16 protein-coding genes and 1 tRNA gene are annotated in these 15,750 nt (G+C 64.3%); 2 read left to right on the top strand and 15 right to left on the bottom strand.

Annotated elements, in window-relative coordinates; all coding sequences use genetic code 11:
* Positions 1–439: 439 nt before the first annotated feature.
* The 8 genes from ACZI8Q_RS05415 to ACZI8Q_RS05380 form a co-directional block, all read right to left on the bottom strand.
* Positions 440–637 carry a hypothetical protein gene (locus tag ACZI8Q_RS05415; RefSeq protein WP_463372469.1) on the bottom strand — a complete coding sequence of 66 codons (198 nt, stop codon included), beginning with the start codon at positions 635–637 and terminating at the stop codon, positions 440–442.
* Positions 638–688: 51 nt separating this feature from the next.
* Positions 689–817: a hypothetical protein gene (locus tag ACZI8Q_RS05410; RefSeq protein WP_463372468.1), complete on the bottom strand. Its 129-nt coding sequence runs from the start codon at positions 815–817 to the stop codon at positions 689–691.
* Between the two features lie 18 nt (positions 818–835).
* A complete protein-coding gene (locus tag ACZI8Q_RS05405) occupies positions 836–1,288 on the bottom strand; it encodes a DUF2752 domain-containing protein (protein WP_463372467.1) in 453 nt (150 codons plus the stop codon).
* 68 nt (positions 1,289–1,356) lie between these two features.
* Positions 1,357–1,432 (bottom strand) — tRNA-Thr (locus ACZI8Q_RS05400).
* Positions 1,433–1,463: 31 nt separating this feature from the next.
* Positions 1,464–2,678 (bottom strand): DNA polymerase III subunit delta', encoded by a 1,215-nt coding sequence (locus tag ACZI8Q_RS05395; protein WP_463372466.1) that lies wholly within the window; start codon positions 2,676–2,678, stop codon positions 1,464–1,466.
* 52 nt (positions 2,679–2,730) lie between these two features.
* Positions 2,731–5,676 (bottom strand): type I DNA topoisomerase, encoded by a 2,946-nt coding sequence (gene topA, locus ACZI8Q_RS05390; protein WP_463372465.1) that lies wholly within the window; start codon positions 5,674–5,676, stop codon positions 2,731–2,733.
* A gap of 137 nt (positions 5,677–5,813) precedes the next feature.
* Positions 5,814–6,398, bottom strand: coding sequence for a hypothetical protein (locus tag ACZI8Q_RS05385; RefSeq protein WP_463372464.1), 585 nt, complete (start codon positions 6,396–6,398; stop codon positions 5,814–5,816).
* A gap of 127 nt (positions 6,399–6,525) precedes the next feature.
* Positions 6,526–6,729 (bottom strand): cold-shock protein, encoded by a 204-nt coding sequence (locus tag ACZI8Q_RS05380; RefSeq protein ID WP_005248460.1) that lies wholly within the window; start codon positions 6,727–6,729, stop codon positions 6,526–6,528.
* Between the two features lie 386 nt (positions 6,730–7,115).
* Between ACZI8Q_RS05380 and ACZI8Q_RS05375 the strand changes: the two genes are divergently transcribed.
* Positions 7,116–9,488, top strand: a complete 2,373-nt coding sequence (locus tag ACZI8Q_RS05375; protein ID WP_463372463.1) for a DEAD/DEAH box helicase — start codon at positions 7,116–7,118, stop codon at positions 9,486–9,488.
* Here the strand turns inward: ACZI8Q_RS05375 and ACZI8Q_RS05370 are convergent.
* Genes ACZI8Q_RS05370 through ssd form a run of 7 tightly spaced genes read right to left on the bottom strand, consistent with a single transcriptional unit; the run spans position 9,454 to position 14,174 of the window.
* Complete coding sequence (locus ACZI8Q_RS05370) at positions 9,454–9,807, bottom strand: Rv3654c family TadE-like protein (RefSeq protein ID WP_463372462.1); 354 nt, start codon at positions 9,805–9,807, stop codon at positions 9,454–9,456. The two genes, ACZI8Q_RS05375 and ACZI8Q_RS05370, sit on opposite strands and share 35 nt — an antisense overlap.
* On the bottom strand, positions 9,804–10,181 hold the full coding sequence (locus ACZI8Q_RS05365; protein WP_463372461.1) for a TadE family type IV pilus minor pilin: 378 nt from the start codon (positions 10,179–10,181) through the stop codon (positions 9,804–9,806). The genes ACZI8Q_RS05370 and ACZI8Q_RS05365 overlap by 4 nt, the downstream gene beginning before the upstream one ends.
* Positions 10,178–10,381 carry a DUF4244 domain-containing protein gene (locus tag ACZI8Q_RS05360; RefSeq protein ID WP_463372460.1) on the bottom strand — a complete coding sequence of 68 codons (204 nt, stop codon included), beginning with the start codon at positions 10,379–10,381 and terminating at the stop codon, positions 10,178–10,180. Before ACZI8Q_RS05360 ends, ACZI8Q_RS05365 begins: the two co-directional genes overlap by 4 nt.
* A gap of 58 nt (positions 10,382–10,439) precedes the next feature.
* Positions 10,440–11,030 carry a type II secretion system F family protein gene (locus ACZI8Q_RS05355; protein ID WP_463372459.1) on the bottom strand — a complete coding sequence of 197 codons (591 nt, stop codon included), beginning with the start codon at positions 11,028–11,030 and terminating at the stop codon, positions 10,440–10,442.
* Positions 11,027–11,818 (bottom strand): type II secretion system F family protein, encoded by a 792-nt coding sequence (locus tag ACZI8Q_RS05350; RefSeq protein WP_463372458.1) that lies wholly within the window; start codon positions 11,816–11,818, stop codon positions 11,027–11,029. The genes ACZI8Q_RS05355 and ACZI8Q_RS05350 overlap by 4 nt, the downstream gene beginning before the upstream one ends.
* Complete coding sequence (locus ACZI8Q_RS05345; protein WP_463372457.1) at positions 11,815–12,993, bottom strand: TadA family conjugal transfer-associated ATPase; 1,179 nt, start codon at positions 12,991–12,993, stop codon at positions 11,815–11,817. Before ACZI8Q_RS05345 ends, ACZI8Q_RS05350 begins: the two co-directional genes overlap by 4 nt.
* Positions 12,990–14,174 carry a septum site-determining protein Ssd gene (ssd, locus tag ACZI8Q_RS05340; protein ID WP_463372456.1) on the bottom strand — a complete coding sequence of 395 codons (1,185 nt, stop codon included), beginning with the start codon at positions 14,172–14,174 and terminating at the stop codon, positions 12,990–12,992. Before ssd ends, ACZI8Q_RS05345 begins: the two co-directional genes overlap by 4 nt.
* Before the next feature lie 333 nt (positions 14,175–14,507).
* Here ssd and ACZI8Q_RS05335 point away from each other — a divergent pair, with 333 nt between their 5' ends.
* Positions 14,508–15,344: an HAD-IB family hydrolase gene (locus tag ACZI8Q_RS05335; protein ID WP_463372455.1), complete on the top strand. Its 837-nt coding sequence runs from the start codon at positions 14,508–14,510 to the stop codon at positions 15,342–15,344.
* Positions 15,345–15,750: the final 406 nt, after the last annotated feature.

Here is a 15,750-nt window from a genome sequence, read left to right as displayed (position 1 = left end):
AATCCATCCCAGACGGAAGAATGAAATGAACCAACAGTCACACCCACCAAAAATGGTAGGCGCCAAAAACATTTGGCACTGACATTCATCGACACACTGTTGAGTTCTCAAAGAACACGCACACACCATCACCACCAGGGAAAACCTCGTCCCTGACCGCTCCGGGGCAACTTTTCCAGCCTATCCAATCCCTCGCACCAGCGCAAACCGGGGCTCAGAACCATCAAAACCGGAGTAGAAGCACAACCATACACCAAGCTGTAACTTCGGATTCACCAGGCGCCTACGTCCAACCTCGTTCGCTCCAACCTCGCGGCGGAGTCGGTGTCCGTGTCGCTCTGACCTGGAATAAGTTACGCGACCATCTGCCGAATTACCAAATCGGCTGGTCAGCGCTGTTTTCGCTCATCGACAAGCTGATCGGGGCGCTTCCGAGGCATCACGGAACCCAGTATTTCGCTGCCAGATCCTCGACCACCTGGTCGCCATCCGATGCTCGGTCGAGGGACGCGAGGTCGTACTGGAGTTCGTTCAATCTCTGATCGTCGTGTTCGGCTTTGGCGACCGGCCGCTTCCCGTCCTCGTCGAGCTGTCGGATCAGTTTCTGGCGTACCCGGTCCTTCAACGATTCGCTCATGTCAAAAGCATGACCCCACCGTTCACTCTTGTCGAGGACAGAAACCGGCCTTCAGTCTTCGCGGTCGGCCTGCGACTCGTCATCCGAGTGGTTCTGCTTCCCGAATACCCGCAGCGCGGTCGGGATGAGCACGATGAGTGCACCAAGGACTGCGATGAGCGAAAAGATCTGCATGGCCATCAACCAACCGACTTTCTGTCATGCCGGCGCGAGCCAGCTACCCCACGGAGTGTTCCTGATGACCGTAAAGGCAACGAGGACGACCACCACCCCCACGGTCACCACGGGGTGAATGTCGAGCGCCTGTTGGCGCGACCCCTGCCACCGACGAGCCACCCATCGGAACCACAACAACACTGCTGCGATCAGCACAGGTACGACAAGGATGTTGCTGCCGGTGGCTGCACCGAGGTCGAAGTTGGTCAGATCGTGCACGGCTCGCAGACCGCCACACGCGGGACACCACACCCCGGTGAGTGCGTACGTGGGACAGACTCCATACGCTCCCTGCACATACGGGTCGCGAAAATGAAGGATGACGGCGGCGAACACACCACCCGCGGCCACAGCAACAGGGCCGACGATCGCCCGGGGACCTCGGACGGACTGACGCGCCGCTACATTCCCGGTCGCCTGATTGCTGGTGGACACGCCTCCAGTGTTCCCGAACCACGGCACAGACGCAGAAGAGGCCCCACACATGTGTGGGGCCTCTTCTGTGGAGCTGCCTGAGAGAATCGAACTCTCGACCTTTTCATTACGAGTGAAATGCTCTACCGACTGAGCTAAGGCAGCGGTGCCTTTCGGCGCTGGCGAGTCTAACGCGTCAACCCCTCGGATGCGAAAACGGCTCCCTGAAAGCGTCCGACAAGCTCGCAACCATGGCATCGACCGCCCATTGCGGTTTGACGTTCAGCATGATCGCCTCACGACATTCGAGCACCGCTTCGATGCAGTTCAACAACCCTTCTGCGCTCGTCCCGGATGCCAGATCCGCCGCCTCCTCGGCCAGATCAGGGTGATTCGGCACGGTCGCTGCACCCCAGTGGTGCGCGAGCGCATCTCGGTACAGCCCCGCCAGATCCACGAGTGCACGGTCCATCGCATCCCGTCCGGTGCGCGTTGCACGCGACTTCTGCTTGCGCTCGAGATCCTTCAGGACGCCCGCGGAACCACGAAGCGCACCTGCAGCGCCTTTGCCCGTGCCGCCGGCGCCGAGCGCTGTACGCAGTTCCTCCGTTTCTGCTTCGTCCAGAGTTGCGCTGACCTCCCTGGCCTCGGTCTGTGCACCACGAACCAGGTCCTCGGCAGCCGCGTACGCAGTAGCAGGACGCAGTGCCGCACCTGCGAGCGACAACGCCTTCCGACGGCGAGTGCGTGCATCCGCATCTCCAGCGAGGCGGCGTGCCCTGCCTACATGGCCACCGCTGATAGACGCCGCGAATTCTGCGTCCGCACAACTCATGCCGTCCCGCTGGTGCAACACCTCGGCGATGGACGCGATCGACGGCGTCACCAATTGAGCGTGTCGGCACCGCGAACGCAGGGTCACCGAAATGTCCTGCGGATCGATGGACGGCGCACACAGCAGGAACACGGTGAGGTCCGGTGGTTCCTCGACCACCTTCAACAGTGCGTTGGCCGCCCCCTCGGTGAGACGGTCGGCGTCTTCGACGACAACGATCTGCCAGCGTCCGGTACTCGGCCGCCGCGACGCCGTCGCAGCAATCGCTCGCATCTCCTTGACACTGATGCTGAGCCCCTCGGGAACGACCCGCCGGACATCTCCGTGAGTGCCTGCCATCGTGGTCGTACACGCGTGGCATTCACCGCATCCGGGTTCGCCCGAACTCGTGCACTGAAGTGCCGCCGCGAAACAGAGTGCGGCAACCGAACGGCCCGAACCCGGCGGACCGGTGAACAGCCACGAATGGGTCATTGCCGATCCCATCGCCCCGACACCCCGCCTGGCTGCGGTTGCGGCGGCCACCAGATCCGACTCGACGTCGCGCTGGCCCACCAGCTGGTCGAATACGGTCACGGCGTCACCCTAACCGGTGCGCCCGACACCCCCGGCCCCCCGAACCGAACCGTCATTCCTTCTTCGCCGGGGCCTTCTTCGCCGCCTTCTTCGCAGGCGCCTTCTTGGCCGCCGCCTTTTTCGCTGCGGTCTTCTTGGCAGCCTTCTTCGCAGGCGCCTTCTTGGTGGCCTTCTTCTTGGCGGGCCCACGTGCACGACGATCCGCGAGCAATTCCGACGCCCGCTCGTCCGTGATGGCCTCTACCTCGTCGGCCTTACGCAGGCTGGCGTTGGTTTCGCCGTCCGTGACGTAGGGGCCGAAACGGCCGTCCTTGACGACCATGGGCTTTTCGCTGACCGGGTCGACACCGAGCTCACGCAGCGGCGGGACCGCCGCTGCCTGACGTCCACGACGCTTCGGCTCCGCGTAGATCTTCAGCGCCTCGTCGAGGGTGATGGTGAACATCTGTTCCTCGGTGGCCAACGACCGCGAATCGGTACCCCGCTTGAGATACGGACCATAACGCCCGTTCTGCGCGGTGATCTCTTCCTTCGTTTCGGGGTCCACGCCCACTACCCGGGGCAACGACAGCAGCAACAGTGCGTCGTCGAGTGTGACGGTCGCCAGGTCCATGGACTTGAGGAGCGACCCGGTACGAGGCTTCGGTCCAGCCTTCTTCGCCGCCCTTTTCGCCGCCTTCTTGGCTGGGGCCTTCTTCGCCGGCGCCTTCGTCTTGGTGGTGCCCGAAGCGACCTCGGTTTCCGGAACCGGGACGATGTCCGGTTCCGGAGTCGGTTCGGCCTGTGGTTCGGGCAGAATCTCGGTGACATACGGGCCGAAACGGCCGTCCTTGGCAACGATGTCGTGCCCGGTCAACGGGTCGACGCCGAGCTTGCGTCCCTCCTGCGGTGTGGAGAACAGCTTCTCGGCGTACTCGAGGGTCAGCTCGTCCGGCGGCAGATCGTCGGGCAGGTTCGCGCGTTGCGACTTCAGGTCCCCTTCGGGGTCGTCCGGATCGACGATCATCCGCTCCAGATACGGACCGAACCGCCCGACCCGAACGTGGACCTCTCGGCCTTGCTCGTCGTCGAACAGGCGAATCGAGTTGATCTCGCGGGCGTCGATCTCTTCGAGGTTGACGCCGACCATCTTCTTCAGACCACCGGACCGTGCCACGGAACCATCTGCTCCGTGATCGCCGCCGAAGTAGAAGCTCGTCAACCAGTTGCCGCGCTGTTCCCGTCCGCCGGCGATCTCGTCGAGGTCGTCTTCCATACCGGCCGTGAAATCGAAGTCCACCAACCGGCCGAAGTGGGCTTCGAGCAGACCGATCACCGCGAAAGCCACCCACGCGGGTACCAGCGCACTACCGCGTTTGTAGACATAACCGCGGTCGAGGATCGTCTTGATGATCGACGCATACGTCGACGGGCGCCCGATCCCCAATTCTTCGAGAGTCTTGATCAGACTCGCCTCGGTGAACCGTGCGGGCGGGTTGGTGGTGTGACCGTCGGGGTCGAGTTCGGTGGCCTTGACCCCCTGTCCCTTCACGAGAGCAGGCAGACGAGACTCCGCGTCGTCGGACTGGCCGCCCTCCTGATCGTCCACGCTCTCGACGTATGCCTTCATGAACCCGGCGAACGTGATGGTGCGTCCCGATGCCGAGAAGGTGCACTCTTCGCCGGTGCCCGCGGTGCCCGTGATCCGCAGGGTCAGAGTCGTGCCCTTGACGTCGGCCATCTGAGAGGCGACCGTGCGCTGCCAGATCAGTTCGTAGAGGCGGAACTCGTCGTTGTCGAGTCGTGAATGCAACTCGCCCGGCGTCTGGAACACGTCGCCGGCAGGACGAATCGCCTCGTGCGCTTCCTGCGCGTTCTTGACCTTGCGGGTGTACTGCCGCGGTGACGAGTGAACGTACTCCGCGCCGTACAGTTCTGTGGCCTGTGCCCGGGCTGCCGCGATCGCCGACGACGACAGCGTCGTCGAGTCGGTTCGCATGTAGGTGATGTAGCCGTTCTCGTACAAACGCTGCGCGATACGCATGGTGCGCTCGGAACCGAAGCGCAGCTTGCGGCCGGCCTCCTGCTGCAACGTCGACGTCATGAACGGCGGGTACGGCTTGCGGGTATACGGCTTGTCTTCCGCGGAGGACACTGTGAGATCGACACCGCGAAGCGACTCCGCGAGTCGGCGCGCCCGCTGCTCGTCGATAACAGTGACGGCGTCCGACTTCAGGTTGCCGTCCGGTCCGAAATCTCGTCCGCTGGCAACACGGGCGCCGTCGACGTTGACCAAACGCGCACCGAAATTGCGTGGACTCGCGGATTCCCCGGCATCGAGTTTCGCGGAAATGTCCCAGTATTCGGCGGACCGAAACGCCATGCGCTCTCGCTCACGCTGCACGATGACGCGCGTCGCCACCGACTGGACTCGGCCGGCCGACAATCGCGGCATGACCTTCTTCCAGAGAACCGGACTGACCTCGTAGCCGTACAGCCGGTCGAGGATGCGGCGCGTCTCCTGGGCATCGACCAGGTCGGTGTCGAGGTCCCGAGTGTCGGCGGCGGCGGCGCGAATGGCCGGCTCGGTGATCTCGTGGAACACCATCCGGCGGACCGGAATCTTCGGCTTGAGTGTTTCCAGGAGATGCCAGGCAATTGCCTCGCCCTCGCGGTCGGGGTCGGTTGCGAGAAAGAGTTCGTCGGCGTCCGCGAGCAAACCCTTGAGTTCTGTGACCTTCGACTTCTTCTCCGGGCTGACGATGTACAACGCCTCGAAGTCGTTGTCGACATCGACGCCGAGCCGCGCCCACGGCTGCCCCTTGTACTTGGCAGGCACGTCCGCCGCGCCGCGAGGAAGGTCACGAATATGACCGACGGAGGCTTCGACGACATAGTTTTTGCCCAGGTAGGGGGCAATTTTTCGCGCCTTGGTCGGCGACTCGACGATTACGAGGCGACGGGGCTGGCCGGACGCTCCCGACGCACCGTGCGCACTGCCGTTGTCCCCTTTAGCCACCTGTAGCCCGAGCCTTCCTGGAGTCGAAATCCGTCTCCCGACAGTTGTGTCGACAAACCTTGTTATACCGGGTTCGCCTGCACATAGCGTGACATACCCGCAACTCATCCTTGCAGATCAATGCTGTTCGCCCTGCGTCACGCATCCGGCCAGGCCCCCTCGACGTCCGCACCAGGAGGCAGCTCGCCGACACTTTCGGCAAGTCTGGCGAGCCTACGCCGACCTGCGATACGCAGCCCCGGCGTGGCACCTCGCGTGCCGATCAGGGTGGGCGCGATCCCGGCATGCATGAGGCACCGGGCAAGAGGGCCGTGCGTATGAGGTGCGTGGGGATCAAGCCCGAGAACGAACCTGGTGCCGTCCGCCTCGGCCCGGCCACAGGCGATCGTCCACATCCTCAGTTGGCGTGATGCCGGAACCCACCCGTGAGGCACTGACTTCACCGCTCCTCTGGTCCATTGACCGACCAATGGACGGAGTTGCTCCACCGAACGCGTTCGAACCAGGGGATGTCCTTCGTCGCTACGCGCCGTCTCCACCGGCACCCCCGCCTCGTCGATCATCTGCGCGAGAGCCTGCGCCCGCCATCCGTCCTCGACGACCACCGAGACACGCGCACCCGCGTCCGAGGTGACAGCCTGACCGGTCCCTGCGAGCAACCCACCGAGATCGACCACCGCGGGCGGCGTCGACTCTGCAGAGAAGAAGGACAACTGACTCACAGGTAAACCGTAGGCCACAGACAATCACTCGATGAGCTACCGAGCGGTAGGACACGCGAGTAGAACAGTGCCCGGACACGATTCGTCCCCCGCCACCAAGTGGTGGCGGGGGACGAGTCGGTTGGAATCAGACCGCGCGAACGCCGGTGGCCTGGGGACCCTTGGTGCCCTGACCGACCTCGAACTCGACGCGCTGGTTCTCCTCGAGGGTGCGGAAGCCACTGCCCTGGATTTCGGAGTAGTGAACGAATACGTCAGCGGAGCCGTCCTCGGGAGCGATGAAGCCGAAGCCCTTCTCCGCGTTGAACCACTTCACAGTGCCCTGTGCCATGCTTTTCCTTCTCTTTCTAACACCGGATGCGGCGAACAGCACATACAGTTCGCCGGGCCGGTTCCGACCGCTGTACCTCTTGATTCCCCCACAGGAAAAGCAGAGCACCGCGCTCGCAACATCGATCCTGCGAGCGTGCACTTTCTCAAGTCTACGAACACAGAAGCTGCGACCAGTTGTAGTCAACCATGTTCTCCCCGAACGCAACAGTCGAAATCCCAACAATTCCGCCCAAAATGTTGATCCGGCATCCGAAGCGGATGTGATCAGGAACCGCCGATAACCGATTCTCACCCCGGCATACTCCACCGAAAGCACCCTCGTTACGATGAAAACCGCAGGTCGATGCCTACTCCGACCCACCACGATCACCGCGGAGACCTATAGTGACGCCACCGATTTCGCCGGACTCGCAGAGTGCGACCACGAATACATACGGTCGTATCCTTTTGAATGCGGTTTTGTCGGGGTTGCCCACCCAAGAGGATCCGGTGACATTCGTCGTAGATCGCCCCGCACGCCGTTCGCGCACAGCCGAATGGCCCGAATGGGCGTCGAACAATGTGGTCCGCGCATTACAGGACCAAGGAATCGCAAAGCCCTGGGTCCATCAAGCCGAAGCGGCGGATCTCGCTCACCGCGGCAGTCACGTCGTCGTCTCCACGGGAACAGCTTCGGGAAAGTCACTCGCTTATCAACTCCCGGTACTCACGGACCTCGAGGCTTCCCCCAGGGCAACGGCCCTCTACCTCTCCCCCACCAAAGCATTGGGCGCAGACCAACTGCGCGCTGTCACCGCTCTGACCGACTCCGAACCGACGCTGTCCAACGTTCATCCGTGCGGATTCGACGGCGACACGTCCACAGAGACACGTCAATGGGCGCGTGAGAACTCACGATGGATCTTCACCAACCCGGACATGCTGCACATCTCCCTGCTGCGAACACATGGACGGTGGGCGCATTTCCTGCGGAACCTGCGCTATGTCGTCGTCGACGAATGCCACTCGTACCGAGGAGTGTTCGGCTCCAACGTCGCCCTCGTGTTGCGCAGACTCGAGCGCCTCGCCACGCGATACGGGGCCGACCCGGTGTTCGTCCTCGCGAGCGCGACCACGTCGGACCCCGGTCCGGCGGCGTCGCGATTGATCGGCGCGCCGTGCACCGAGATCACCACCGACGGTTCACCGCATGGACCCCGCACCGTCGCGCTGTGGGAGCCCCCGCTGATGGATGTGGTCACCGGAGAGAACGGCAGCCCCGTCCGGCGACCAGCCGGCACCGAAGCCGCCCGAATCATGTCCGACCTCGTGAGAGAAGGCGCGCGGACGCTGACATTCGTGCGGTCTCGTCGTGGCGCCGAGCTCACTGCACTGGCAACGAAGCGGCACCTTGCCGAGGTCGATCCCACACTCGCCGACCGGGTGTCGCCGTACCGCGCGGGTTACCTGGCCGAGGACCGACGCGAATTGGAGGCGGCGCTGGCCGACGGCACACTTGTGGGGGTTGCGACCACGAACGCTCTCGAGCTGGGTGTCGACATCGCAGGACTCGATGCCGTGGTCGTTGCCGGATTCCCGGGAACCGTGGCGTCGTTCTGGCAGCAGGGTGGACGGTCGGGCCGGCGCGGCGAGGGCTCACTGGTCGTGCTCGTCGCACGTGACGATCCGCTCGATACCTACCTCGTCCACAACCCGGCGGCCCTCCTCGACAAGCCGGTCGAAGCAACGGTCACCGATCCGAGCAATCCCTACATTCTGGGTCCACAACTGTTGTGTGCCGCTATGGAACTCCCACTCTCCGACGCCGAGGCCGCCGAGCTGGGCGCGGAGGACGTGCTCGCAGACCTCGCCGCAGACGGACTGATCCGCCACCGGGCACGCGGTTGGTTCGTCACTGCCGGCAGCACTCCACACAGCGCCGTGGACATTCGTGGCGGCATCGGCAAGCAGATCGCGATCGTGGAAAGCGCGTCCGGCCGGATGCTCGGAACCGTGGATGCGGGAAAGGGACCGGCCACCGTACATCCGGGTGCAGTCCATATCCACCAGGGCGAAAGCTATGTGGTCGACGACCTCGACCTCGACGACGGGCTTGCGTTGGTGCACAGCGAAGAACCCGACTGGACCACCTCTGCGCGGGAGACCACGGAAATAGCGGTCGAAGAGGTCGTCGACCACCAGCTGCTCGGCGATGTCGACATCATGTTGGCCCGGGTCGAGGTGACCCACCAAGTTGTCGGATACCTGCGTCGGACGGTGTCCGGCGAGATCCTCGACTACACCGAACTGGACATGCCGCGTCACACGTTGCCCACACGCGCAGTGATGTACACGGTCACTCCCGATCTGCTCGAACAGGCCGGAATCGCGCCCCACCGTGTGCCCGGATCCCTCCACGCGGCAGAGCACGCTGCTATCGGACTCCTTCCCCTCGTTGCGATGTGCGACCGAGGCGACATCGGGGGTGTGTCGACGGCACTGCATGCGGACACCTTGCTGCCGACCGTGTTCGTCTACGACGGACACCCCGGCGGTGCCGGCTTCGCCGACCGTGGGTATGCCGCACTACGCGACTGGTTGGCTGCCACCCGGGACGCGATCGAAGCGTGTGAGTGCGAGCTCGGATGCCCGTCGTGCGTCTACTCACCCAAGTGCGGCAACGGTAACGACCCTCTGGACAAAGCCGGCGCAGTCGTCGTCCTCACCGCCGTTCTCGACGCCATCATTCGGACGGACCCGCCCGAGCCGCCGCCGTAGCATTACGAACTTCCCACCCCGACAACGCCACCGAAACACTGACCGTCACTACGACATCCCATCCCTCCACCTCGCACGAGTCGACGGTGGTGTGCATCCGTGCCGCATGTGTCACAGCAGCGTCGCAGGCAGCATCGATACCTTCGTTCACAGTTCCCGCGGCGGCGAGCGCCGCAAGATCGGCTGCAGACTGCGCCCGATGACGCGCCGAGACGGCCGACCCGATGTGCAGCAACGCCACCGTGATCACCAGGACGACGCCGACCGCGCAGCATCCGACCACTGTCGCAGCCCCGTCGTCACGCCGCCCGAAACTCATCCCGCGACCGTCGCCTCGTACTGTGCGAACGGTTCCATCACCGCAACGGCCTCGGCCGAGATGTCGACCAGCGGAAGAAGGGCACTGCTGGTCGACACCGTGGCAACCACAAGGTCACCGTCCACCCTTACAGTGATCCGTGCATCGTCGGGTGCTACTTTTTCTGCCGCCGATATCGCGCTCGCTTCATCGCCTCTGGCGGCGAGCCGAGCAGCTTCCCGTGCACCGTCGACGCAGCGGATGTGCAGGGTCACTGCGACTATCGCACCGATGCACAGCACCACCACGGTGACGATCGAGGCGAGCGCAACAGCTGCCTCGATCGTCACAGCACCGCGGTCGTCGCGTATCGACGGTGCGCCGGGCTCGGTCACACCGCGGTGTTCAGAGCTCGGTCGATGATGTCCGTCAGCGCGGTGACGATGCTGTCGCCCGTCACGACTGCGTAAAGGACGGCACCGAAGGCCGCCGCCGCTATAGTGCCGATTGCGTACTCGGCAGTGGACATTCCGTCGTCCTCGGCAATCAGGAGAGTCAACCGCGCTCCTACCGAATGAAAAATGTTGGAAAACATCACTTCCCCCTTCTCTGTTCTCGGTCGTGGCTGGTGCCACCACCGAATATCTGGTCCCTCACAGCAAGCCGCCACCGAGTACCTCGGAGGCGAGACCGACCACGACGGGCACGATTCCCAAACAAATGAACGCAGGCAGAAAGCACAATCCGAGCGGGCCGCTGATCAGCACGCCGGCACGTTCGGCGGCGGCGGCTGCCCTGTCCTCGATCTGATCACGATGCTGTGCTGCCAGATCGGTCACGGCCGCCGACAGGGACGCACCTGATCGCGCAGATCGCCGCGCAATCCTTGCCAACGCCTCGGTCGCCGGGTCGGCGGCCGCTGCCTCCCAGGCAGTGCTCGCATCGGCGCCCAACGCCAGCAGGTCCGCAGCCTGACGGAGCAATCGCCCCATCGAGGCGGGTGCGGTCGGAGCCACGACCTCGGCAGCAGTTGCCGCGGGAAGCCCTGCACGCAGGCAAGCTGCGAACAGATCCAAGGTGGCCGGAACTGCGTGAGGATCGGTCGCGACCGTGTCGTCGGTCGGCATGCCGTCGCGAGCGGGCCCCCGCATTCCATCGATACCGAGCATGCGTCCAGCCGCAGATGTTCGGACCGGTAACACCATCAGCGCGGCGGCCACCAATGCCAGGGTCAGCCAGGTCATCTCGTCACCGCCCCGACGATCCGGTCGGTCCACAGCAACCCCACGCACAGAAGAACCGCGCCGGTGACAAGCATGGCCCCACCCAGCCCACCAGCGAGCAACACACTCACTGGAGACGCCCCCATCAGTTGCCCCAGCCCCACCCCCAGCAAGGGAAGACCGGCGAGCACGGCTGCCGTTGCTCTCGCACCGGCCAATCCCGCCTCTGTCCGCTGTCGAAACCGTCTGCGTCCCAGCAGGTCCACACGTACCGCACCGAGAAGTTCGGCAAGCGCGAGACCTCGGGTCTCGGCGATCGCCCACACGTTGGCGATCCTTCCCAGCTCACCATCCACTCGCGATCGGTGATGTTCGAACCCACCGGCAGCCGACCCGCCGAGACGGGCCCGAGCAGCGGCCGCACGAAAGGCTGCGGCCACTGGACCGACACACTCTTCCGCAGCTTCTGCACATGCCGTTGCGGGATGAGCACCGACCTCGAGCTCGGCGGTCAGCGTCTCGAGGCCGGACAGCACCGCACTCACGTCGGCGTCCCGTGCCTTCTCGAAGAGACGAGCGCGCCGACGCGTGCGCAACGTGCCCGCCACAACACCCGCCGCGATCACGGCCGGAACACCGCCTGCCCACCAGGACACGCCTGCCAGTGCGATCAGCGCCGGAACCTCACCCCGAACACGGACACGGCGTATCGGTTCATTCGATGTCATCGCCCGTAATCGATCGCCAGCGGTCTCTCGGGGCACGATCACCAGGGAGCCCGCAATCATCAGCAAAGCAACGACGCTCATGTGCGCAACCGCGTTTGGATCAGGGATGCCAGCGCATCGAACGCCGCTTCACGGCCATTGTGTCGCGACCACGCGTTGGCGACAGTCACGGCCCCGCCGGCGCTCCGATCCACCAGCCCGATGTGAGCCAGTCTGCGCACACCACCGCGATCACGTTCGACATGCAGGATCACCTGAACAGCAGCTGCCAACTGGCTGTGCAGAGCGGATCTGTCCATGCCGCCCAGCGCCGCCAGAGCTTCCAGTCGAGCCGGAACCTCGTCTGGCGAATTGGCATGCACCGTCCCCGCGCCGCCGTCGTGTCCGGTGTTGAGCGCGGTGAGGAGGTCGATCACCTCGGGTCCGCGCACCTCACCGACCACGATCCGGTCGGGACGCATCCGCAAGGCTTGTCGCACCAGGTCACGGACTGTGACCTCACCGACTCCTTCCACGTTGGGTGCACGCGCCACCAATCGCACGACGTGTGGATGTCTCGGCGCCAGTTCCGCAGCGTCCTCGACACAGACGATTCGCTCAGCGGAGTCCACTGCGCCGAGAAGTGCAGCCAACAGTGTCGTCTTTCCGGCACCGGTACCGCCCACCACGAGGAATGCAAGTCGCGAATCGACGATCTGCACCAACAGCTCTCGGATGTCCCGACCGAAAGCTCCACCGGCCCCCAACGACTCCAATCCTTGTGTCGCCGGTCTGAGAACACGCAGCGATACGCACGTTCCCGCCTGAGCGACCGGGGGCAGTACCGCGTGCAACCGGACGCCGAACGTTCCGTTCCCCACCTCGCGCAGCCGGCCGTCGACCCATGGCTGCGCGTCGTCGAGTCTCCGTCCCGCCGACAGTGCAAGCCGCTGCGCGAGACGTCGCACCGCGGCCTCGTCGGGAAACTCGATCGTCGTGCGCTCGAGTCCGGAGCCGCGGTCGACCCAGACTTCTTCGGGCGCGGTGACCAGAACGTCCGAGACGGCAGGGTCGGACAACAACACCTCCAGCGGCCCAGCTCCGGTCAGTTCGGTCTGGAGTTCCCGCAACACTCCCAGGAGGTCGGTGTCCCCGAGTACGCCACCGGACTCCGCTCGAATCGCGGCGGCAACGGTGGCGGCCGTCGGTTCGCCTCCGGATTGGGTGAGACGCTCACGTACGCGATCCAGTAACCCGGGTGAGACCAGGGCGGTCATGCGGCATCACCGTTCCCGCGTGGCCGTCCGTCGAGGACACCGAGAACAGACCGGGCCGCTACTCGTAGCGGCGACCGCCCACGCGGAGCAAGCCCGCGCAGTTCGACTGCCCGACTCACTGTCCGATCCGCTCGCATACTCGCGAGCAGCGGAAGTTTCAGAGAATCCACGACATCCGCGGCGGTAAGACCACCCGGGGCCGGGCCACGAACCACCACACCCAGATTCGGATTGTGTCGTGATACCCATGCCGCCACTTTGTGCCCTGCCACGCACGAACGAACGGTGGCGGGAACCACGAGAACTGCCAGATCGGCGCGGGCTAGTACGTAGTCCGACACCGACGACGGGAACCTCGACACGTCGCATACGACGACTTCACCCTCGCGACTGGCGGCGTCGATCACAGCGCGCATCGACGTGGGCGTCGGACCGTTCGATTCCGGTCCGTGCGATTCCGATCCTGCTGTCGGTGACCCACACGAGAGGACCCTGAGCCGAGGACCGCAACCGGGCAGCGCATCGCGCAGCGCAGCTGCCGAGATCCTGCCGCCCTCCACCGTCAGTCCCGACCAACGAAGCCCTGGGCTGTTCTCGATCCCGAGCAGCACGTCGAGGCCGGAACCGAAATGATCCGCATCGACGAGAAGCGTGGCCGGGGCCTCATCTCTTCCGGCGGATTCGAGTGCTATGGCGGCAGCCGTCGTGGATGCCCCGGCACCGCCGCATGCCCCGACAACTGCCACCACCGAGCCTTCGTCGGTCGGATGATCGATTCGTTCGCCGAGGATTGTGACGAGCAAGTCTTCGTCTTGCGGTAGCGACACCACATGCTCCGCGCCTATCAGTGCGGCGGCTTTCCAGTCGCCGAGCGCCGGCTGACCGTCGCACAGGAGAATCACCCGAGACCGTCGCGGCAGTTGCGCCCGGCAGGCGGCAGCGACATTCGTATCGACGACCACGGCGGACGACTGGTCCCAGGATTGTCCTGCAGCCGCGACAGTCGATTCGACAAGTCGACGATCGGCCGCGGCCACCACTCGACGCAGGCTACCCAGCAGGGCAGGCGCCCCCACGAGAGATAGAACCACGGGGCGTGCCGGCGCCTCCACATCGTTGGCCAACGCTCCCGGGTGGGGCCGCGCTGGCGATTCGCCAACCGGAAGAGAATCCGTATCCATGTGCCAAGAGTGCGTCCACATCCGTTGCGGGAGTAGTACCGATCCGCAGAATGTGGACAACCGAAGGAGCCTGTGGATGAACGGTGCGGATGCCGCACCCTGGTGTAGACAGAGGACGACCCCCGCCAGGGGGGGAGGAGGCGGGGGTCGTCGAAGTTCAGCCCCGGGGGGTCGGGCTGAACACATCCGACCTTAGCCGGACACAAGCAATAGTACACCCTCTTCAGGTTGCGTTTGCAAGTTCAACATTCAAGCGTACACACGAAACCGACAAACCTCGTACCACGTCCTGCTCGAAGCGCGACAAGCTCCCCGTGGCCCTATCCTGGGCACGTGACCGCGAAACCCTCGAACACCGCTCGAGCATCGAACACCGCCAACCCAGATCGAGTTGCGGCCTTCTTCGACCTGGACAAAACGATCATCGCGAAATCCAGCACCCTCGCCTTCAGCAGACCGTTCTTCGACCAGGGTTTGATCAATCGCCGTTCGGTACTCAAGAGCAGCTACGCGCAGTTCTTGTTCCTGCTGTCGGGCGCGGACCACGACCAGATGGAACGGATGCGCGCATACCTCACCAGCATGACCGCGGGCTGGAACGTGGAACAGGTGAAAACGATCGTGGCGGAGACGCTGCACGACATCGTGGACCCCTTGGTGTTCGAGGAGGCTGCCGACCTGATTGCCGACCACAAACTCCGCGGACACGACGTGGTGGTCGTCTCCGCCTCCGGCGAAGAGTTGGTCGAACCGATCGCGGAGTTGCTGGGCGCAACGCACAGCACCGCGACTCGCATGACGGTCTCCGATGGCCGCTACACCGGAGACCTCGATTTCTACTGCTACGGCGCGGGCAAGGTCACCGCGATCGAACAGATCGCCGCAGAGCACGGCTACGACCTCACCTCGAGCTACGCGTACTCGGACTCGTTCACCGACACGCCGATGCTCGAAGCCGTCGGCCACCCCACCGCAGTGAACCCGGACCGAGCGCTACGGAAAGCGGCAGCCGAAAACGGTTGGCCCATACTGACTTTCTCGAACCCGGTATCACTACGCTCCCGACTTCCCGAAGCATCGACACGCACCGTCGCCGCCACGGCGGCAGTCGCCGTGGGCGCTGCCGTGGCCGGCGCACTCACGTTCGGAATCCTGCGCCGAGGACGCTGAGCCGCACACGCGACACGTTCGGCCACAAAGCCGAATTGGTACTTGATGTGACGGGTGCCACAGAGTACAAAGGAGTTACGGAAGAACGGAAGGCCAAGGTCGACCCAGAAGAGAAGGATCGCCCTCCCGACCGGGATTCCTAGCACGGACACGAGGCACCCACGCGGAGCACAAGCCACTATAAGGGCAGAAGCGTTGTGGGCCTGCGAGACTCGTAGTTTTCACGGGCAAGGACTCTGCACAGGTTGCAGAGACGAACCGGTGATACACGAATCCTCGCCGAGGCCACTCACACAACCCACCAAGCACGCTTGGTAACCGATGTCCGTGCTGACGGGCGGCGAAGTCGACAGAAGTCGGCAGCGCCGCCCGTTTCGCGTACTGGGGGCGCTGACACGTATGAGGC

Source organism: Rhodococcus quanlei (genome assembly GCF_055231015.1).
The sequence above is the reverse complement of the archived record's forward strand: the minus strand, read 5'-3'. Positions and strand labels throughout refer to the sequence as shown.